Here is a 20632-nt window from a genome sequence, read left to right as displayed (position 1 = left end):
AGAGCCACCTTGGGTGCGTGTCCTTTAGCCCAGCAAATGCCGGACCCGCTCCGCCACCTCGCCGATCTCATGGGACGGCAGGTCGGCGGCATCCCGGTAGCCCACCAGTAACGCCTCCACCAGATCATCACGCAGATGCGGGCGATCTTCCTCGCAACGCAGGAAGTGCAGCCAGTTACGGCGCCGGGCCCAACGGGACATGGACCAGGGCCGCACCTTCATATCCAGCACATCGATCAGACCAATGCGCAGACCGTCGATGACGATGTTGCCCGGATGCACGGAACGGAAAAACACACCCAGCCGGTGCAGACGGGCGATAAACACGCCCACCCGGTACATCAGTTGGGTGTCCACCTGCCCGCGAGCCAGCATCTGACGCAGCGTCAGGCCCGGCATCGGCTGGTACACCGCCACCGTATGCGGCTCACCGATAATGCGGTGCAGGCTTTCCACCTCCAGGGTGGGGATGCGCAGTTGCGCCAGTTGCCGGGCATGGCGGGCGAACCGTACCGCCGCCGGGGACAACAATTCGCGGTTGAAGAAACGCTTGCGCCGGAAGTATTTCAGGTAGCGACCGTCACGCAGACGCAGCACCTTGATGCCGTGCCCGTCACGTTCGACCACTTCCGAGTGGCTGATCACGTCCTCCAACTGCTGGCGGCGGAGGGGATGAATCCGAATCATGGAAAAACGGCTCCTGAACCGTTTTAAAGGCGACCACCGCTATGGGGGCGCGAAAAGGGAAAATCAACGATAACGTCAACGATAACGAGAGAAACGCGGCAGAATCGCCGGAGTGCGCGCCATATAGTCCAGATAGCGATGACCGTACCGCTCCAGCATACGTTGCTCTTCCCTGGGCAACTGCAGCAAGTAAACCATTGTAAAGGTCAGCGCCGCGGCGGGGCCAGCCAGCCAGTTCTGTAACAGCAGCAATTGCGCCAGGGACCAAAGCAGCATGGCGGCGCAAGCCGGATGGCGCAGATAACGATAGACGCCACTGTCCACCGGCCGTCGAGAGCAGCGGGCCAGATCCTCCTTGGCCCGCCAGAACAGCCACACCGCGGCGCTACCGAGCAGCAGCCCCAACCAGGCCACTTCATCCATGAATACGATGTCGGCGAACTCGAACCAGGGCACCATCATATCCAGGAAGGGAATCACCGCCATGGTGCAGAACATCATGCCGACCAGAATGACTTTCTCGAGATCCGGCGAGGTGCGCGCCGGCACACTCGGACGCCGCAAACGCGGCATCGCGAACCGGTACAGCAAGGCACTGGCGATTACCATCAGCACCAATATCAACTCGGCGGCATCTTCAGTCATAGGCAAGTCAGTCCGATAGACGAATCCGGATAGTACCCCTTAACGGCCGGTGAAAAAATAGCCGACCAGCGAGAATGAATGGCCGTGACGGCCAAGCCCACCACGGCGCAAATTTTTCCCGTCACCGCTATACTGCCGCTTCTCCATGGAGGTGTCATGACCTGGCAACAACTACATCTGGCTTCCGACTCGCAACAGGCGGACGCCCTGCAAGACGCATTGGAAACCCTGGGCGCGGTGGCGGTGACCCTGACCGACGGCGCCGACCAACCGGTATTCGAACCGCCGCCCGGCGCGCGGCCGCTGTGGCGGGCCACCGTGGTCACCGCCTTGTTCTCGGACCAGGACGACCTGCAAAAAGTTCTCCAACGTCTGGATGCGCTGGGCCTGACGCCCCAGGATCACCGTATCGAGCGGCTTGAGGATCAGGTCTGGGAACGGGCCTGGATGGACGACTTTGCCCCGATGCGCTTCGGTGAGCGACTGTGGATCGTCCCCACCTGGTGTGAGCCGCCGGATCCGGAGGCGGTCAACCTGCGTCTGGATCCGGGCCTGGCCTTTGGCACCGGCACCCATGAAACCACCGCGCTGTGCCTGGAATGGCTGGAAGCGGCACCGCTGACCGGGAAACGCGTGCTGGACGTGGGCTGTGGTTCCGGCGTGCTGTCCATCGCCGCGTTGCTGCTTGGCGCCGGGCAAGCCCTGGGCAATGACATCGATGAACAGGCCCTGCTGGCCAGCCGCACCAACGCTGAAGCCAACCAGGTGGGCGACCGGCTCGATCTGTGTCCGGCGGACGCCATGCCGGCCGGCTTCCAGTGCGACGCTCTGGTCGCCAACATTCTGGCGGCGCCGTTGATCGAGCTGGCCCCGACCCTGGCCAGCTATTGCAAGCCCGGTGCGCTGCTGGCGTTATCGGGCATCCTCGCCGAGCAGGCCCAATCCGTGGCGGAGGCCTACCGGCCCTGGTTCGATCTGTCGCCGATCGAGCAGCGCGGAGACTGGGTAAGAGTGGACGGGGTTCGCAAGCTGTCCGCATAACAGTTGCGGCGGGGCACCATGATTCGGTAAAACTCCCTACACAGTCACTACACGAAAAATCCGACCCACGGATCGCCAGCGCATGACCGGCCCCTACAAGACCCGCTGCCCGCATTGTGAGGCGCAATTCAAGATCAGCGAAGAGCATCTGGCCCAGGCCAAGGGTGCGGTGCGCTGCGGTTCCTGCTTGCGGGTCTTTCAAGCCACCGAGCATCTTCTGGAAGGCCCGCCGCTGGTGCGGGAAGAGACGCGGCCGCCGGCGGCGGACTGGTCGGCGGCGCTGCCCGAGGAAGCACCGGCTCCGGCCATCGATGGCCATGACCGCGCCCGCGCGGAAGACGACGGCCAATTGCAGCTGAGCGACAGTTTCCTGTCTCTGGAAAAGGAAGACCCGGTCCCCGATCTGGATCTGGAGCTGGGCAACCATCCCCATGAACAAACCGATGAGTCCTGGGCCGAAGCCCTGCTGCGGGAGCTCGAATCGGATCCCGAGCCAAAACCGGAGCCAGTAGCCGCCGACGCCGAACCCACAACGCCGGAGCCCGACCACGCCGAGCCGGAGGCGGCCACGGACGACGCCTTTGAATTTCTCAACGGACCGGCCACCGCCCGCTCGGCGGCACGCCGCGAACTGGATACGCCTCCCCGCCGCAGTCCGCTGGCGCTGCTCGGCTGGGCAGTGGCTTCACTGGTGGCCCTGGCGATGCTGGCCGGCCAGTATCTGATTTTCCACTTCGACAACCTGAGCCGGGATCCGCGCTGGCGTCCCGCTTTTGCCGAGGCCTGCGCGGTGGCCGGGTGCACCCTGCCGCCAAAGGTGGATGCCAATCTATTGCGCGGCACCAATCTGGTGGTGCGCAGTCATCCACGGTTCGACAATGCCTTGGTGGTGGACGCTCTGCTGTTCAATGAGGCGTCCTGGCCGCAGCCGTTCCCGGAATTGGAACTGACCTTTGTTGACCTGCAAGGCCAACCGGTGGCCCAGCGTCGCTTCCACGCCGACGAGTACCTGCGCGGGGAGTTGGCTGGCGCCGTGGCCATGCCGATCCGGACACCGGTACACGTTTCCCTGGAAATCGTCGACCCCGGACGCAAAGCGGTCAGCTACCATCTGCGGCTGCTACCGGCGGCCGAAACACCAGCGGCGCGCCTTTCCGATGCCCACTGATCCGCGGAACCCCGGCACCGGCCTTTTCTCTCGGCGCCCGGACCTCTATGATTGGCGCCCCCATGCCGGCGTCTCCACCCGGTGAACCTGTTGCGTCCAACCGAGGACAATCATGCGCATCGGCCCCCATGCCCTGCCCAACCCGGTGATCCTGGCCCCCATGGCCGGCGTCACGGACCGCCCGTTCCGGCGGTTGTGCCGGGAACTGGGCGCCGGTCTGGTGGTGTCGGAAATGGTGACCTCGGACACCCGTCTCTGGCAGTCGGCCAAATCGTCGCGCCGTCTTGATCACAGCGGCGAGCCCGGCCCGATCTCGGTGCAGATCGCTGGTGCCGATCCGCGCATGATGGCGGAAGCCGCCCGCGCCAATGTGGATCTGGGCGCCCAGATCATCGACATCAATATGGGCTGCCCGGCGAAAAAGGTCTGCAAACGGGCCGCCGGTTCCGCCTTGCTGTCCGAACCGGAACTGGTGACACGGATACTCGAATCGGTGGTGGCCGCCGTGCCGGTACCGGTCACCCTGAAAATCCGCACCGGTCCCACTCGCGACAACCGCAACGCGGTACTGATCGCCCGCATCGCCGAACAGTCCGGCATTCAGGCGCTGGCCATTCACGGCCGCACTCGCGCCGACCGTTTCAATGGCGAAGCGGAATTCGACACCATCGGCGAGGTGGCACGCTCCGTGGAGATCCCGGTTATCGCCAACGGCGATATCGATTCCCCACAAAAAGCGCAACGGATACTGCAAAGCACCGGTGCCGGTGGTATCATGATCGGCCGCGCTGCTCAGGGTAACCCCTGGATATTCCAGGATACGGTGCATTACCTGGAGCACGGTCGTTTAGCCCCGGCGCCATCGGTGGAAGAAGTACGCGCTCGCGTGCTCGCTCATTTGAGTGACTTGCATGACTTCTACGGCACGTATTCCGGTGTGCGCATCGCTCGCAAACATCTGGGCTGGTACACCCAGAGTCTGCCGGGCGGGGAGCATTTCCGGCGCGGATTCAACAACCTGGAAAAGGCCACCGACCAACGGCGGGCCATCGAGCAGTTTTTCCAACAGATCAGCGCCAGCAGTGACCGGTTGCGCATCGGTTGCTATGGCGGGGTGTCTGCCCGGAACAAAGACGGAGCATTGGCCGCATGACCCTTTCTTCCATGAAGACAGTCACTGCACGGACACTGACAGAAATGAACACCGCTGAATCGCGTAAACCGCATCTGACTCTCGCCCGCAGCGAAACCCACGATACACTGCGTAACTGCGTGCGACGGTCCATCACCGACTATTTCAACCAGCTGGATGGGGAAGCGGTCAGCGACCTGTACCAGATGGTGCTGGCGGAGATGGAAATCCCGCTGCTGGAAAAAGTCCTGGAATACACCCGTGGCAACCAGACCAAGGCCGCTGAGTTACTGGGCCTGAACCGCGGGACTCTGCGTAAGAAACTCAAGCAGTACGGTTTGCTGTAAGGATAACCCAGAATGCCGAGGGCAGTTCAGACTGCCCTTTTTTATTGAGTATCGCTAACACGCAACACGCAACACGCTGGCACGCAACTGACAAACCCCGCTCCGCTGCTCCACACCAGGCGTGCAAGCGTGTAGCGTGTCGGCGTGCAAGCGTCACCAAAGGTGACTCTCCCATGAGCAAGGTGGTAGAACGCGCGCTGATCAGCGTTTCCGATAAAACCGGTATTGTCGACTTCGCCCGGGCCCTGGCCGATCGGGGCGTGGAACTGCTCTCCACGGGTGGCACTTTTCGTGCCATCCAGGAGGCCGGCATCACCGTTCGCGAAGTATCCGATTACACCGGCTTCCCGGAAATGATGGACGGACGGGTGAAAACCCTGCACCCCAAAGTGCACGGTGGCATCCTTGGCCGGCGCGGCCAGGATGATCAGGTCATGGCGGACAATCACATCCAGCCCATTGATCTGGTGGTGGTGAACCTCTACCCCTTCGAGCAGACCGTCGCCAACCCGGATTGCAGCCTGGAAGACGCCATCGAGAACATCGATATCGGCGGTCCCACCATGGTGCGCTCCGCGGCCAAGAACAATGCCCATGTGGGCATCGTCACCGACGCCGGCGACTACGCCCGCGTGCTGGAGGACATGGACGCCAACAGTGGCGCCTTGTCCGATGGGTTGCGCTTCGATCTGGCGATCAAGGCGTTCGAGCACACCGCCGCCTACGACAGCGCCATCGCCAACTACTTTGGCCGCCGGGTCGGCAACGGCAGCGCCGACTTCCCGCGCACCATCAATCTGAATTTCGTCAAAGCCCAGGAAATGCGCTACGGCGAGAACCCGCACCAGAAGGCGGCGTTCTACACCGAGCGGCAACCTGCCCAGGCGTCCGTGGCCACCTCCCGCCAGTTGCAGGGCAAGGAACTGAGCTACAACAACATCGCCGATACCGATGCCGCGCTGGAATGCGTCAAGTCGTTCACCAAGCCGGCCTGCGTGATCGTCAAGCACGCCAATCCTTGCGGCGTGTCGGTGAGCCTGGACGGCATCGGCAAGGCCTATGAGCTGGCTTTCCAGACCGATCCGGAATCCGCCTTCGGCGGCATCATCGCGTTCAACCGTGAACTGGACGCGGACACCGCCAGGGCGATCGTCGACCGCCAGTTCGTGGAAGTGATCATCGCGCCCGCGGTAAGCGAGGAAGCCCTTGCCGTCACCGCCGCCAAGAAGAACGTGCGCGTGCTGGTGTGCGGCGAGATCAGCGGTCCGGCGAGCAGTGGCCTGGACTACAAGCGGGTCAACGGTGGCCTGCTGGTGCAGGACCGGGACGTCGGCATGATCACCGAGGGGGATCTGAAAGTGGTCACCAAGCGGGCGCCGACGGAAGCCGAGATGCACGACCTGATCTTCGCCTGGAAGGTCGCCAAGTTCGTCAAATCCAACGCCATCGTCTATGCCAAAAACCGGCAGACCGTGGGTGTTGGCGCCGGTCAGATGAGCCGGGTGAACTCCGCCCGCATCGCCGCCATCAAGGCGGAACACGCCGGCCTGGAAGTGAAAGGCTCGGTGATGGCGTCCGACGCCTTCTTCCCGTTCCGCGACGGCATCGACAACGCCGCCGAGAACGGCATCCGCTGTGTGATTCAGCCGGGCGGATCGATCCGCGACGAGGAAGTCATCGCCGCCGCCGACGAGGCGGACATGGCCATGGTCTTCACCGGCATGCGGCACTTCCGTCACTAACCGGCCAGCAACGGAGACACACGGATGAAAGTTCTGATCATCGGTTCCGGCGGCCGTGAACACGCCCTGGCCTGGAAAGTGGCCCAGCCGGAGCACGTGGAAAAAGTGCTGGTGGCGCCGGGCAATGCCGGCACCGCCCGCGAAGCCAAGCTGGAAAACGTGGCGGTGGACGTGCTTGATCTGCCGGCCCTGGCTGACCTGGCTGAGCGCGAGCAGGTGGCTCTGACCATCGTCGGTCCGGAAGCACCGCTGGTGGCGGGCGTGGTGGATTACTTCCAGGAACGCGGCCTGCGCTGCTTCGGCCCGAGCAAGGCCGCCGCTCAATTGGAGGGCTCCAAGGCTTTCACCAAGGATTTTCTCGCTCGCCACCGGATCCCCACCGCCGCTTACGGCAACTTCACTGATGTGGACGAAGCCCTGGCCTACGTTCGTGAACAGGGCGCGCCGATCGTGATCAAGGCCGACGGCCTGGCCGCCGGCAAAGGCGTGATCGTCGCCATGACGCTGCAAGAGGCGGAAGACGCGGTGCGCGACATGCTCGCCGGCAACCGTTTCGGTGACGCCGGCCACCGCGTGGTGGTGGAAGAGTTTCTCGACGGCGAGGAAGCCAGCTTCATCGTCATGGCCGACGGCGAGCACATCCTGCCGATGGCCACCAGCCAGGACCACAAACGAGTGGGCGACGGCGATACCGGCCCCAATACCGGCGGTATGGGCGCCTATTCGCCGGCGCCGGTGGTCAGCGACGAAGTGTACCAGCGCATCATGGATCAGGTGATTCGTCCCACCGTGGCCGGCATGGCCGCGGAAGGCATGCCCTATACCGGTTTCCTATACGCGGGTCTGATGATCGACGCCACCGGCCAGCCCAAGGTGATCGAGTACAACTGCCGTTTCGGCGACCCGGAAACCCAGCCGATCATGCTGCGTCTGCAATCGGATCTGGCCGGGCTCTGCCAGGCGGCCCTGGATCGCCGCCTGGACCAGGTGGAAGCCCAATGGGACCCGCGCCCGGCACTGGGCGTGGTGCTGGCCGCCGGTGGCTACCCGGATGACTACGACAAAGGGGACGCCATCGAAGGGCTGGACCAGGCCGATTCCGATCTGGTGAAAGTGTTCCACGCCGGCACCCGTGAGCAGGGCGGCCAGGTGGTCACCAACGGCGGGCGGGTACTCTGTGTCACCGCCCTGGGTGACAGCGTAGCCGACGCGCAACGCAACGCTTACCAGGGGGTTGCCAGGATTTCCTGGAAAGACGCCTACCACCGTACCGATATCGGCTATCGCGCCGTGGCCCGGGAACAGAACTAGTTTCCGGGCCGATTACCCCGGCGGCCTGACCGGCCGCCTTCAGCTCACGCAGGGAGTTCCATGCCTGAATCGCTGCCGTTGTTTCTGCTGGCCGTTGCCATCGGCACCTATATTCAGGCCGTCACCGGTTTCGCTCTCGGCATCTTCTTGCTGGCCGCCGTGACCCTGCTCCATCTTGGCTCGATCCCCGCCACCGCCACCGCGCTGAACATCATGAATCTGGCCCTGGGCGCGGTGGTGGTGGTTCCCCAGCTCAGAAAGGCGGATGGCCGTATCGTCGCACAGAGCCTGATCGGACTGGTGCCGGCCATGGTCATCGGTGTACTGCTGCTCAGCTATCTCAACAGCAATGCCCAGAACCTGCTCAAGGCCCTGCTGGGCGCCGTCATCATCGCCGCCGGCCTGGTGCTGGTGTGCCGCCCCGATCCGCTGCCACGACGTTCCTCGCCGGCCGCCTTTGTCGGCACCGGCTTCCTGGGCGGGTTCTTTGGCGGCCTGTTCAGCGTCAGCGGTCCACCCATCGTCTATCAGCTCTATCGTCAGCCGATCCCGGTCCAGACCATCCGCATCACCCTGCTGACCCTGTTCTCGCTGGCTTCACTGGGGCGACTGGTGGTGGTCGGATTGCACGGCGACCTGACCCTGGATGTGGTCAAAATCGGGCTGCTGTCGCTGCCAGTGGTGGCGGCGATGGCCTGGATCGGCAACCGGTTCCCGCCACCGGTCAGCGAGCGCACCCTGCGCCGCGGCATCTTCGCCCTGCTGATGCTTTCCGGCGGCGGCACCCTGCTGATGGCACTGACCGCCTGAGCCGCCGCCTGCCATAGGACCCTTATCACAAAACCGCGGCCCACTGTGCAGCACGGCGGGAAAACACTTAGAGTAGCCGCTATCATCAGCCCAGGCGCGACGCTTCGAGGCAACCCGCCTCATCACAACCATAATGATCGTCGCCGGTGCACCGTCCGCGGCCTCTTCTGATGCCGTGCGTTTGTTCAGGGGGGAAGTATGTCCATCACCACGCCGGATCCGTCCCGGCTTGCCGAGTTTATTCCGTTCGACAGCCTCAGCCACACTCACCTGCACGCCATCCAGGGCCAACTGGAAGTGCTGAACCTGCCGCCCGGCCGGATGGTGTTCAAACGGGGCCGGCACAGTGACAAGGCCTACTTCCTGGTGGACGGCGAGCTGGATCTGATCGATGCCGGTTTCAGCGTGCGGCCCTTCTCCGCCGCCGATGACGAGAATTATCTTGCCCTGGACAACTACGCGCCTCATACCGTCAACGCCATTACCCGCACCGACGTCACCCTTTACACCCTGGATCGGGACAAACTGGATTTGTTGATGGCCTGGACCGGTGCGGTTGATTTGCTACCACCACCAGGCCAGGACGAGCAACGGGACTGGACCGACGCGCTGCTGGCCTCCGGCCTGTTCGCCCGCATCGCGCCAGCGAAACTGCATACGCTGTTCATGAAGTTCCAGCCCCGGGAGGTGGAGATGGGTACGATCGTGGTCCGCGAAGGGGATGTCGGCGATACCTTCTATGTGCTCAAACAGGGCCAGGCCATGGTCACCCGCGGCCAGGCGCGCGGCACCGATACCCTAGCCACACTGGGACCGGGCCGGTTTTTCGGCGAAGATGCTCTGATCAGCGACCAGCCGCGCAACGCCACCGTTACCATGACCAGCGATGGCGTGTTGATGTGCCTGGGGCAGGATGATTTCCAGGAAATTCTGCAAGCCTCGGTGATCCGCCATCTGAATGAGGCTACCCTCAACGACATGGTTCGCGACGGCGATCACGCCTGTATTTTGCTCGATGTGCGGCTGGCGGCGGAGTTCCGGCACGACCGGACACCCGGAGCCCGTAATGTTCCATTGGGAGAATTGAGACAAAGAGCCCCCGCGCTGGAGCGGGATTTCACTTATATACTGTGTTCCGCCGGTCGACGCAGCGAGTTGGGAGCCTATATCCTTTCCGAAGCCGGCCTGGATGCGTATGTGCTGGATCGGGAAACGACGACGGATGATGCCACCAAGGACGTTTTGGCCACGGAATAACACACCAGGGCGATGGCTGCCGCTGATACTCGGCCTCCTCTGGCTGGTCGCCGGTCGCGCCTGGGCGGCTCCCCCACCGCCGTTCGTGGTCAACAGCGAGCCGGACAACGCCCGCATCACCATCTATTCCGAATACCTGCCCGACCCGGACAACCACTATTCCCTGGAGGATGTGGTCAGCGGCGGCCTGGACCACCGTTTCCAGCCGGCGTCCCGTTTCGTTGAACGGCTCGGGCTGAGTAACCACGACTGGTGGATCCGCGTTTCCATTCACAATGAGCTGTCCGACCAGCAGCGCTTCGCGCTGGTGATGGCCCCTCGCGCCTACCAGGACAGCCAGTTCTACCTTCCCGATGGCCCACCCGGCACCACCCGTTATCGTACGCCACTGCCGGATGAGTCCTTTGTCCACCGCTACCCGATCCAGGTGCTCGACCTGCCGCTGGGCCAGCCCCAGGTGTTCTATTGGCGAGTGAATCCTCATGGTGAACTGGTCTATTCGTTGACGCTCACCACCATGCAGAAAGCGCTCGGGGACAACCCGCTGTACGGCGTCTACTGGTTGTTGATCGGTATATTGCTGGCCATGTCCCTGTACCATCTGGCCCTGGCCTTCATGCGCTCCGCCACCAGCCATGGCTATCACGCCCTGTTCGGCTTCTGTGTCATCGGCCTGATCGTCATCGGCAGCGGCTTCCTGGGCCATCTGGACGATCTCAGCAGTTGGGATCACCCGCTGCGCCTGACCCTGCTTTCCGGCGCCCTGTTCGCCGCCTGCGGCGCCGGGCGCACCTTCGTCGACAGCCGCCAGCACAGCCCGGCGCTGCATTACATTCTGCTGGTACTGGGCGCTCTGGCCCTGGTTCAGATCCCATTGCTATTGATTCTGCCGTCACCGGCGGCGATGGGACTGTGCTGTGTACTCGTGCTGCTCACCGCGCCGTGTTTGATCGCGCTGGGCTACCAGGCCTGGCATCGGGAGGTGCCCGCCGGAGCCCTGTTCTTCTTCACCAGTATCCTGGTGGGAGTGCCGGTGGCCATTCTGTGTCTGGTCACCCTGGGCCTGCTGCATACCAGCCTGGACGTGCCCTTGACCCTGCTTCTGGTATTCACTGTGGCGGGCACCCTGCAAACCGCCGGCCTGCGTCTGCAGCATCAACGCCGCCAAAGACTCAAGGCGGAACAGTTACGCAATCAGGCCGTCGCCGAGACCGTCGAAACCACCCGGCGCGAAACCCTGGCGCGCATGGGGCATGATGCCCGCACCCCGCTCAGCGGCATCCTCGGCATGGCGGAATTGCTCGACGATACCCCGCTAACGCCTAACCAGAAGGAGTGCGTCAGCGCCATTCACAATGCCGGCGAAAGCCTGTTGAAGATCATCAACGATGTGCTGGAGTACTCCCAGCTGTCGACCTCCGGCGCCGAGATCAGCCACGAGGCCCTGGATGTACACGAGCTGCTGGTGGACGCCGTGGACCTGTTCCGCGAGCGGGCCGAGGAAAAGCAGGTGGAACTGATCACCCACGTGCACACCAATGTGCCGGCGCGCATGGAGGGAGACCCCGGACGCCTGCGCCAGGTGCTGACCAACCTGATCGGCGCTTTCATCCGTCAGGCCCAGCACGGCGAGTTGATCATCGATGTGTCGCTGGAACCCACCGGCCAGGCCGGTCAGGTGCGCTTTGAATTCTCCGGTACCGCTCTGCGTGCCGGCACCCTGCACGATCTGCGGGAAAACGGCGCCCGTCAGGACAGCAGCACGCTGAATCTGGCCATCGCAGAACAACTGGTGGAAGCCATGAGTGGCCGTTGTGGACACCGCGACGGGCACAACCAGGAAACGGCCTACTGGTTCATCGTGCCGTTGTCGGCGCTGGATGATCCGGCGCCGGACAATCCGGCGGACCGGGTGCCCTTGCTGGGCCGCAGCATGCTGGTGGTGGATGACTCCACCACCGTGACCCGGGTGATCCGCCATCTGGCCCTGAGCTGGGGTATGCGCGTCACCGCCAGCAACGATCCACGCGAGGCGCTGGCCTCCTTGCGCACCCAGGCCAACATCAACGAGCCCTACGACGTGGTGCTGCTGGACCACCAGATGCCCGGCATGACAGGCGTGCAGCTGGCGGCGCGGATCCACGAGGATCCGGTTATCACCCACTCGCCGGTATTGATCATGCTCACCGGCATCAGCAGTTCCCCCACCGATGTGGATGCGCGTAACGTCAGTATTCATCGGGTTCTGACCAAACCGGTGTCGGCGCCGCGCCTCAAACAGGTACTGAGCGAGGAACTGGGCTTGCAGCGCCCCTCGGCGCCCCGCCAGCGCAGCGAGAGCCCGGACCCCGGCCTGCAGGTGTTGGTGGTCGAGGACCACAAGCTGAGCCAGAAAGTCATCCGCGGCATGCTCAACAAGCTGGGCATTACGCCGGAACTGGCCGCCAACGGCCTGGAAGCCCTCAACCGCGCCACCCAGAAGCGTTATGACCTGATCCTGATGGATTGCGAAATGCCGGAGATGGACGGGTTCGAGGCCACCCGGCGGATTCGTGCCCACGAGCGGGAAAACGGTCTGGTGGCGGTCCCCATCGTCGCCCTTACCGCCCATATCCTGCGCGAACACCGGGAACGCAGCCTGGCCTCCGGCATGAACGCCCACATTCCCAAACCGGTGGAACTGAATGTGCTTCGTGACGTGCTGATCCGGTTTACCCGGCGCGGCCAGGTCGAGGAATCCGGGGAAGAACCCTGACCCACTCAAGGCGGGCCGCCGCGACGATGGCGAGTGTTGCCTGCTACACTATCGGCCCGGCCATACCGGCGTCCGCCACGGACATCGGCATGGCCGGATTACCATCCGCCCCGTGAGCATCGTGGAGAAGTCGTGATGACGGGTCGTCACCTGACGCCAGTGGACCAATTGCTCAGCCGCGTGGACAACGCGCTGCGTACCCTCACTCCCGGGTCCACCCGGGCCTCCCGGCAGCCCGCCGCCCAACCCGGCGATGACGAAGCCGCCATCAAGGACCGGAGCGTCCCCCTGGACGCCCGGCAGCAGCGCCATATCGCCGGCCTGATGCGCATCAATCACACCGGCGAGGTCTGTGCCCAGGCTCTGTACCAGGGCCAGGCCAGCACCGCTACCTTGCCCCACGTGCGCCATGCCATGGAGGAAGCCGCCCGGGAGGAGGAAGACCATCTGGCGTGGTGCGAGGACCGTATCCGCGAGTTGGGCAGCGTACCCAGCCGTCTGAATCCGCTGTTCTATGCCATGAGCTACACCCTCGGCGCGGGCGCCGGGCTGGCCGGAGACCGCTGGAGCCTGGGTTTTGTCTCGGAAACCGAGCATCAGGTGGTACGCCACCTGGAACGGCATCTGTCCGAACTGCCCGCCGACGATCACCGCACCCGTGCCATTCTCGAGCAGATGCGCGAGGACGAATTGAAACACGCCGTCACCGCCGAAGACGCCGGTGGCGCTCCCCTCCCCACCCCGATCCGCCGCGCCATGACCCTGATGAGCAAGGTGATGACGCTCACCACCTACAGGATCTAGTGAACAGTGAATAGTTAACAGTGAATAGCGCGCGGATGAATTTCTCCGTACGCTGCAACGAAAGAGGCCGCGTCCAGGTGTTGGGCGCGGCCTCTTTATCTTTTGATTTTCGCTGTTAACTGTTAATTGTTAACTCTTCACTGCTTTTTTTACATGTTCCGGCTGTAGAAAATCTCCAGCATTTCGGTCTGCAGGCGTTCCTTGATTTCGGCCAGTTCGGCGTCGTCAAATTCGTCGCTGCCGGCGCCGAACAGGTAGTTTTCGATGTCGAAGTCCTTGAGCAGCATCTTGGTGTGGAAGATGTTCTCCTGATACACGTTGACGTCGATCATCTGGTAGGCGTTCTGCGTGTCCTCCACCAGGAAGTTCTGGATCGAGGTGATGTCGTGATCGATGTAGTGCTTGGTGCCGTCCAGATCCCGGGTCATGCCGCGGACCCGATAGTCGATGGTGACGATATCGGAGTCGAAGCTGTGGATCAGGTAGTTCAGCGCCCGCAGCGGTGAGATCACGCCACAGGTGGACACATCCACATCCACCCGGAAAGTGGAGATACCGTTGTCCGGATGGGATTCCGGATAGGTGTGGACGGTCACATGGCTCTTGTCCAGGTGCGCCACCACCGTGTCCGGCAGCGGCCCGGGCGCTTCTTCGTCCCAGTCAGTACCGCTCGGTGGGGTTTCGTGTTCCGCGATCAGCATGGTCACACTGGCGCCCTGCGGATCGTAGTCCTGGCGGGCCACGTTGAGGACGTTGGCGCCAATGATGCGCGTCACATTGGTAAGGATTTCAGTCAACCGCTCCGCATTGTAAAGCTCATCGATGTACTCGATGTACTCCTTGCGGTGCTGCTCGGTCTTCGCATAGGCGATGTCGAAAATATTGAAACTGAGCGACTTGGTCAGGTTGTTGAAACCGTGTACCGAAATCTTGGGATTGGGATCTTTTACCACCGCATTTCCCCGTTGGCGGTCGTCACCGCCCGTGGTTAACTCTCACTCAACCCCGGATACGGCTGACCGCACCGGGAATCCGCAGGTTCTTTTGGCGCCGGCCCAGGTCCGCCCGGCACCTCGCCGCCTTGGCGAAGGGTATCCGCTCAGGCTTCGATGGTATAGCTGTGGGAGACCTCCACACCACCACGGGTGAGCATGATCGACGCGGAGCAGTACTTCTCCGCCGACAATGACACCGCCCGTTTCACCTGCGCCTCCTTGAGATCCTCGCCGGATACCACGAAGTGCAAATGAATTTTGGTGAATACGGCGGGGACTTCGTCCTCCGCCCGCTCCGCGCTCAGCTCACAGCGGCAGCCTGTCACGTTCTGACGGGATTTACGCAGAATATGCACCACATCGAACGCGGAACAGCCGCCAACGCTCATCAGCAGGACTTCCATCGGGCGCGCACCGCGATTCTGACCACCATGATCGGGCGGACCGTCCATTAGGATGGTGTGACCGGAACCGGATTCCGCCTGGAAACAGGCTTCGCCCTGCCATTCAACCACAGCTTTCATCACCTACTCCTGCTCGGCACCGGAGCGGCCCGCCGGGCCCGCCCCCAAATGGGCGCGCAGATTACCACAGAGCGGCCCCGCGACCATACCCTAAGCGCCCTGTTTACCGCCTCCGCCCGCCCCCGACAGCGGACCGGCGTCACCCCTTTGCGCTCTCGCGGGCTCCCACCCTTGGCAGCGATGTGAAAAACAGGCAATATCCTTGAGCTTAATCGGCTAAGACATTCTTCTGGCTTAAGCAGAGACCCCATGAGCGACGGCAACAAGATTATTCCCAATCTGGACCACTTTCTGGCCAACTGCCACCGTCGGCGGTATCCGGCGAAGAGCACCATTATTTACGCTGGCGATGAGTCCGACGCCCTTTATTACATCCTCCGTGGCTCGGTCACGGTGATGATCGAGGACGACGATGGTCGCGAGATGATCATGGCGTACCTCAACGAAGGTGACTTCTTCGGTGAAATGGGCCTGTTCGAGAGCGACCCTTCCCGTTCCGCCTGGGTGAAAGCGAAAACCGAGTGCGAAGTAGCCGAGGTGAGCTACGCCAAATTCCGCCAGTTGACCCGGGAAGACGCCGACATTCTGTTCGCCGTATCGGCGCAACTGGCCGGCCGCCTGCGCGCCACCACCCGCAAGGTGGGCGACCTGGCGTTCCTGGACGTCACCGGCCGGGTCGCCGGCACCCTGCTGGACCTGTGCAAGCAACCTGACGCCATGACCCACCCCGATGGCATGCAGATCAAGGTCACCCGTCAGGAGATCGGCCGTATCGTCGGCTGCTCCCGCGAGATGGTCGGCCGGGTCCTGAAGAATCTGGAAGAACAGGGTCTGGTGTCCGTGAAGGGCAAGACCATGGTGGTTTATGGCACGCGCTGATGAAGGCAGTGAATAGTTAATAGGGAACAATGAATAGCTCGCGGATAAAGCACCGCGGACACTGAAAGCCAAGAGGCCGCGTCCAGAAGTTGGAGCGGCCTCTTGGCTTTTTCTTTGCTTTTGATTTTCGCTGCTAACTATTCACTGTTCACTATTAACTAGAAAAACAGTTTTTTCAGCGCCGCGCCGGGGTCTTCCTCGCGCACGAAGGCCTCGCCGACCAGGAAGCCGTGGATGCCGTTGTCGCGCATCAGGCGCACGTCGGCGCGGGTGTGGATACCGCTCTCGGTGACCACCAGGTGATCGGCGGGTACTTGCGGAGCCAGTTCCAGAGTGGTGTCCAGGCGGGTTTCGAAGGTGCGCAGGTCACGGTTGTTGATGCCCACCACTTCCACGTTCAGCTTCATCGCCCGCTCCAGTTCCTCACCGGAGTGCACTTCCACCAGCACGTCACAGCCGGCCTGCTGGGCAGCGTGGTAGAGCTCATCCATCTGGGCATCGGACAGCGCCGCCACGATCAGCAGAATGGCGTCCGCTCCCATGGCCCGGGTTTCGAACACTTGCCAGGGGTCAACGATGAAATCCTTGCGCAATACCGGCAACGACACCGCGTTACGGGCGGCGCGCAGATAGTCCTCATGCCCCTGGAAGAACTCCTGATCGGTGAGCACGGACAGGCAGGCGGCGCCGTTTTCCTCATAGCGCCGGGCGATATCCACCGGATCGAAGTCCTCACGAATGACCCCTTTGCTGGGGGAGGCTTTCTTGATTTCCGCGATCACCGCCGGTTTGCCCTCGGCCACGCGATCATACAGCTTTCGATGGAATCCTCTCGCCCGCCGCTGATTCTCCGCCAGCGCCCGCAGATCCCCCATGCTGTAACGGCGCTTGCCGTCGGCGATCTCCTGCTCTTTACGTTCGATGATACGATCAAGAATGGTGCCGTTGCTCATGGGCGCTCCTGGCTGTCTGGGTGGGCCATCCGCCGGCCCGTTTTCTTTATCGAGGGTACTGAATCCACTCTCATTAGAACGCTCCCGGCGGGGGGTGTTCAAAGAGCCTGTTCAATCCGCCGCTTTCAAGGCGCGGCAAAACTGGGCCAATTCCCGCATGCGCTCGGCGGCTTCACCGTTATGAATCAAATCATCCGCCATCCGCACGCCTTCCGCCAGTGTGCGGGTTACCCCGGATACATAGATCGCCGCGCCGGCGTTCAGCGCCACCATGTCAGCGGCCTTGGCCGCCACCGGCCCGGTGCGTTTGCCGAATGCATCGCGGATCAGCGCCAGTGACGCCTTGGGATCCGTCACGTCCAAACCCACCAGGGAATCGGACTCGATGCCCACGTCTTCCGGCGTGATCTGGAACTCCCGTACCTCACCGTCACGAAACTCCGCCACATGCGTGCGCCCCGCCAGGGTGATCTCGTCCAGGCCGTCATGGCCATGCACCACCATGACGTGCTCCGCGCCCAGGCGCCCCATGACTTCGGCCATGGGCCGGCAAAGCCGGTCGGAGAAGACGCCAACCACCAGCCGCTGGACGGCGGCGGGGTTGGTCATCGGGCCGAGAATATTGAACAGCGTGCGCATGCCCAGTTCCTTGCGCGGGCCGATGGCGTATTTCATGGCGCTGTGATGGCCGGGCGCGAACATGAACCCCACCCCCACCGTGTCCACACACTGGGCCACCTGCTCCGGGGTCAGGTCCAGATCCACACCGGCGGCCTCCAGCAGGTCCGCGGAGCCGCTTTTGGAACTGACCGAACGGCCGCCATGCTTGGCCACCCGGCAGCCGGCGGCGGCGGCAACGAAGGCACTGGCGGAGGAAACGTTGAACAGATTGGCGCCGTCACCGCCGGTACCGACGATATCCACCAGATGGCGGCGGTTCTCGATGGTCACCGGTTTCACCAGCTCGCGCATCACCATGGCGGCGCCGGTGATCTCGTCCAGGGATTCGCTCTTCATCCGCAGCCCCACCAGGAAGCCGCCGATCTGAGCGTCGGTGGCGCCACCGGTCATGATTTCGCGCATCACATCCCGCATTTCCTCGGTGGACAGATCGATGTGGTCCACCACCCGCGCCAGCGCGTCCTGAATATTCATGCTCATTGCCCCCCGTGCTCGAGAAAGTTCTTCAACATGGCGTGGCCATGCTCGGTCAGAATCGACTCTGGATGGAACTGCACGCCTTCCAGAGGCAGCTCCTTATGCCGCATGCCCATGATCTCTTCCTTTTCGCCCTGCTCATTCTCGGTCCAGGCGGTGATCTCAAAACACTCGGGCAGCGTCTCCCGGGCCACCACCAGGGAATGATAGCGGGTGGCGGTGAACGGACTGGGCAGGCCGGCGAACACCCCCTGGCCGGTATGGTGCACTGGCGAGGTCTTGCCATGCATCACTTGCGCGGCGCGAATCACTTCACCACCAAACGCCTGCCCCAGGGACTGGTGCCCCAGACAAACCCCGAGAATCGGCAGCTTGCCGGCGAAATGGCGAATCGCCTCCACGGAAATACCAGCCTCGTTGGGCGAGCAGGGCCCCGGCGAGATCATCAGCCGATCCGCCGCCAGCGCTTCCATGCCGGCCAGATCGATCTGGTCGTTACGGTGCACCAGCACCTCCGCCCCCAGTTCCTGCAGGTACTGGACCAGGTTATAGGTGAAGCTGTCGTAGTTATCGATCATCAAGACCCGCATCAGCGTTCCCCCTCGTCCAGATTAAGCCCGCCCAGGGCCATGTTCACCGCACGGAATACGGCACGGGCCTTGTTCATGGTCTCTTTCCATTCCAGATCGGGCTGGGAATCCGCCACCACACCGCCACCGGCCTGCACGTAAAGCCGGCCATCCTTGACCACCGCGGTGCGAATGGCGATGGCCATGTCCATGTCGCCGTCGAAGCCGATATAACCCACCGCGCCGCCGTAGACTCCGCGCTTGGTGGGTTCCAGTTCGTCGATGATTTCCATGGCGCGGATCTTCGGCGCGCCGCTCAGGGTGCCGGCGGGGAAAGTGGCCCGCAGCACGTCCAGCGGCCCCAGTTCCGGCCGCAGTTTGCCTTCCACGTTGGAGACGATATGCATCACGTGGGAATAGCGCTCCACCGCCATTTTCTCGGTCAGCTTCACTTCCCCCGGCCTGGCCACCCGGCCGACATCGTTGCGGCCCAGATCGATCAGCATCAGGTGTTCGGCCAACTCCTTCGGATCCGCCAGCAGTTCCTCTTCCAGTTCCCGGTCCCGCTCCGGCGTTTCACCACGTTTGCGGGTACCCGCTATGGGGCGCACGGTGACGGTGTCGCCCTCGACCCGGGTGAGAATTTCCGGCGAGGAGCCGGCGATGTGGAAGTCTTCCAGGTCCAGATAAAACATGTACGGGGAAGGATTGAGGTAACGCAAGGCGCGGTAGAGATCCATGGCCGGCGCCGGGAATTCACAGCTCATGCGCTGCGCCGGCACCACCTGCATCACATCCCCCGCCAGGATGTACTCACGGATCGTATCCACCGCCTGGCCATGCCGGTCGCGGGGAAACTCAGAGACGAAATTCTCTTCTCCCACCGGTTCGCCATAGCGATGGTGGCCGGGCTCGGGCAACGGTGCCCGCAGCTTCGCCTCCAGCTCGTCCAGACGGCGCAACGCCCTGCCCTCGGCATGGCTGTCCGCCGGATCCACCTGCACGATCAGGAACAGGCTGCCGCGCAGGTTATCGAACACCACCACTTCCTCGGAGCGCATCAGCAGGATATCCGGTACGCCGAGCACATCCTCCCCCGGCGCCGGCCCCAGGCGGGGCTCGAAGTAGCGCACGCTGTCGTAGCCGAAGTAGCCCACCAGACCACCGTTGAAACGGGGCAGACCGGGGATCTCCGGGGTGTTGTATTCCTGCCGGTAGGCCTCGATCCAGGCGATCGGATCCGGCACGTCCAACTGGCGCTCGCCGTCGGCATCGGTAATCAGAATGCGCCGACCGTGGATGCGGATCACCTCCGCCGCCGGCAGGCCGATCATGGAGTAGCGCCCCCAGCGCTCCCCGCCCTGTACGGATTCGAACAGGTAGCTGTAGGGCCCGGCGGCCAGTTTGCGATAGGCGGACAGCGGCGTGTCCAGATCCGCCAGCACTTCACGTACCACCGGTACGCGGGTGTAACCCTGGCGGGCATACTCATCCAGATTTCGTGGTGACATGGTGGTCCCCGATCTTGATACAGACGACAGATTGTAGACGGAAATAAAACGCGAGGGGTGCCGCTATCGGCAGTAGAAGCGGCAAGCGAAGAGCGTCACCATCGCCAGGCGGCGACGGAGCGGGGCAGGAACTTGATTTGGAGGTCGGTGCGGCTCACCGGCTTTCCTTTGGCTTTTTCGTTGAGTCTGGATTCTAGGGCGTGACGGGCCGGGGCGCAACACGCAGCCCGCTTACACGCAACACGCCGGCACGTTAACACGCTATTCGCGGCTAAAGCCGCTTCCCACGGGGGACTATGAAGCCGCTGTGGGAGCTTGCCTGCAAGCGAATTGTGGGACACCAA

19 protein-coding genes are annotated in these 20632 nt (G+C 63.0%); 11 read left to right on the top strand and 8 right to left on the bottom strand.

Going from position 1 to position 20632, the window contains the following annotated elements:
* Nucleotides 1-24 precede the first annotated feature (24 nt).
* Together MA04_RS02475 and MA04_RS02470 are read right to left on the bottom strand one after the other, a co-directional pair.
* Nucleotides 25-687: a BUD32 family EKC/KEOPS complex subunit gene (locus tag MA04_RS02475; RefSeq protein ID WP_063140384.1), complete on the bottom strand. Its 663-nt coding sequence runs from the start codon at nt 685-687 to the stop codon at nt 25-27.
* A 75-nt stretch (nt 688-762) separates the two neighbouring features.
* The gene (locus tag MA04_RS02470; RefSeq protein WP_063140383.1) at nt 763-1332 is read right to left on the bottom strand and encodes a methyltransferase; all 570 of its coding nucleotides are present in this window, start codon (nt 1330-1332) and stop codon (nt 763-765) included.
* Nucleotides 1333-1488: 156 nt separating this feature from the next.
* On the opposite strand from MA04_RS02470, the gene prmA reads away from it, so the two are divergent.
* The 10 genes from prmA to coq7 all read left to right on the top strand — a co-directional run bounded on the left by prmA (nt 1489) and on the right by coq7 (nt 13699).
* On the top strand, nt 1489-2373 hold the full coding sequence (prmA, locus tag MA04_RS02465; RefSeq protein WP_163125195.1) for a 50S ribosomal protein L11 methyltransferase: 885 nt from the start codon (nt 1489-1491) through the stop codon (nt 2371-2373).
* A gap of 82 nt (nt 2374-2455) precedes the next feature.
* Nucleotides 2456-3541 (top strand): zinc-ribbon and DUF3426 domain-containing protein, encoded by a 1086-nt coding sequence (locus MA04_RS02460; protein WP_262459342.1) that lies wholly within the window; start codon nt 2456-2458, stop codon nt 3539-3541.
* 112 nt (nt 3542-3653) lie between these two features.
* A complete protein-coding gene (gene dusB / locus MA04_RS02455) occupies nt 3654-4694 on the top strand; it encodes a tRNA dihydrouridine synthase DusB (RefSeq protein ID WP_262459341.1) in 1041 nt (346 codons plus the stop codon).
* 44 nt (nt 4695-4738) lie between these two features.
* Nucleotides 4739-5020, top strand: coding sequence for a DNA-binding transcriptional regulator Fis (gene fis, locus MA04_RS02450; RefSeq protein ID WP_014993375.1), 282 nt, complete (start codon nt 4739-4741; stop codon nt 5018-5020).
* Between the two features lie 173 nt (nt 5021-5193).
* A complete protein-coding gene (purH, locus tag MA04_RS02445) occupies nt 5194-6762 on the top strand; it encodes a bifunctional phosphoribosylaminoimidazolecarboxamide formyltransferase/IMP cyclohydrolase (RefSeq protein WP_163125201.1) in 1569 nt (522 codons plus the stop codon).
* A gap of 24 nt (nt 6763-6786) precedes the next feature.
* The gene (gene purD, locus MA04_RS02440; RefSeq protein ID WP_262459340.1) at nt 6787-8073 is read left to right on the top strand and encodes a phosphoribosylamine--glycine ligase; all 1287 of its coding nucleotides are present in this window, start codon (nt 6787-6789) and stop codon (nt 8071-8073) included.
* 60 nt (nt 8074-8133) lie between these two features.
* Entirely contained in the window at nt 8134-8883 is a 750-nt protein-coding gene (locus MA04_RS02435; RefSeq protein ID WP_163125204.1) for a sulfite exporter TauE/SafE family protein, read from the top strand.
* 198 nt (nt 8884-9081) lie between these two features.
* Complete coding sequence (locus tag MA04_RS02430) at nt 9082-10140, top strand: cyclic nucleotide-binding domain-containing protein (RefSeq protein WP_163125206.1); 1059 nt, start codon at nt 9082-9084, stop codon at nt 10138-10140.
* On the top strand, nt 10106-12895 hold the full coding sequence (locus MA04_RS02425; protein WP_262459339.1) for a hybrid sensor histidine kinase/response regulator: 2790 nt from the start codon (nt 10106-10108) through the stop codon (nt 12893-12895). The genes MA04_RS02430 and MA04_RS02425 overlap by 35 nt, the downstream gene beginning before the upstream one ends.
* A gap of 135 nt (nt 12896-13030) precedes the next feature.
* Complete coding sequence (gene coq7, locus MA04_RS02420; protein ID WP_262459338.1) at nt 13031-13699, top strand: 2-polyprenyl-3-methyl-6-methoxy-1,4-benzoquinone monooxygenase; 669 nt, start codon at nt 13031-13033, stop codon at nt 13697-13699.
* Nucleotides 13700-13848: 149 nt separating this feature from the next.
* Here coq7 and speD read toward each other — a convergent pair whose 3' ends face one another.
* The gene (gene speD / locus MA04_RS02415) at nt 13849-14652 is read right to left on the bottom strand and encodes an adenosylmethionine decarboxylase (RefSeq protein ID WP_022994118.1); all 804 of its coding nucleotides are present in this window, start codon (nt 14650-14652) and stop codon (nt 13849-13851) included.
* Nucleotides 14653-14798: 146 nt separating this feature from the next.
* Nucleotides 14799-15218: an OsmC family protein gene (locus MA04_RS02410; RefSeq protein ID WP_262459337.1), complete on the bottom strand. Its 420-nt coding sequence runs from the start codon at nt 15216-15218 to the stop codon at nt 14799-14801.
* A gap of 249 nt (nt 15219-15467) precedes the next feature.
* Here MA04_RS02410 and crp point away from each other — a divergent pair, with 249 nt between their 5' ends.
* Entirely contained in the window at nt 15468-16097 is a 630-nt protein-coding gene (crp, locus tag MA04_RS02405; RefSeq protein ID WP_014993366.1) for a cAMP-activated global transcriptional regulator CRP, read from the top strand.
* 158 nt (nt 16098-16255) lie between these two features.
* Here the strand turns inward: crp and trpC are convergent, their stop codons facing one another.
* The 4 genes from trpC to trpE form a co-directional block, all read right to left on the bottom strand.
* Nucleotides 16256-17050: an indole-3-glycerol phosphate synthase TrpC gene (gene trpC / locus MA04_RS02400; RefSeq protein WP_262459336.1), complete on the bottom strand. Its 795-nt coding sequence runs from the start codon at nt 17048-17050 to the stop codon at nt 16256-16258.
* A gap of 111 nt (nt 17051-17161) precedes the next feature.
* Complete coding sequence (gene trpD / locus MA04_RS02395) at nt 17162-18205, bottom strand: anthranilate phosphoribosyltransferase (RefSeq protein WP_262459335.1); 1044 nt, start codon at nt 18203-18205, stop codon at nt 17162-17164.
* A 2-nt stretch (nt 18206-18207) separates the two neighbouring features.
* The gene (locus MA04_RS02390) at nt 18208-18798 is read right to left on the bottom strand and encodes an anthranilate synthase component II (protein WP_163125218.1); all 591 of its coding nucleotides are present in this window, start codon (nt 18796-18798) and stop codon (nt 18208-18210) included.
* The gene (gene trpE / locus MA04_RS02385) at nt 18798-20288 is read right to left on the bottom strand and encodes an anthranilate synthase component I (RefSeq protein ID WP_262459334.1); all 1491 of its coding nucleotides are present in this window, start codon (nt 20286-20288) and stop codon (nt 18798-18800) included. The genes MA04_RS02390 and trpE overlap by 1 nt, the downstream gene beginning before the upstream one ends.
* Between the last annotated feature and the right edge of the window lie 344 nt (nt 20289-20632).

Origin of the sequence: Alloalcanivorax balearicus MACL04 (assembly GCF_025532145.1) — a bacterium.
GTDB classification, from domain to species: domain Bacteria; phylum Pseudomonadota; class Gammaproteobacteria; order Pseudomonadales; family Alcanivoracaceae; genus Alloalcanivorax; species Alloalcanivorax balearicus.
The sequence above is the reverse complement of the archived record's forward strand: the minus strand, read 5'-3'. Positions and strand labels throughout refer to the sequence as shown.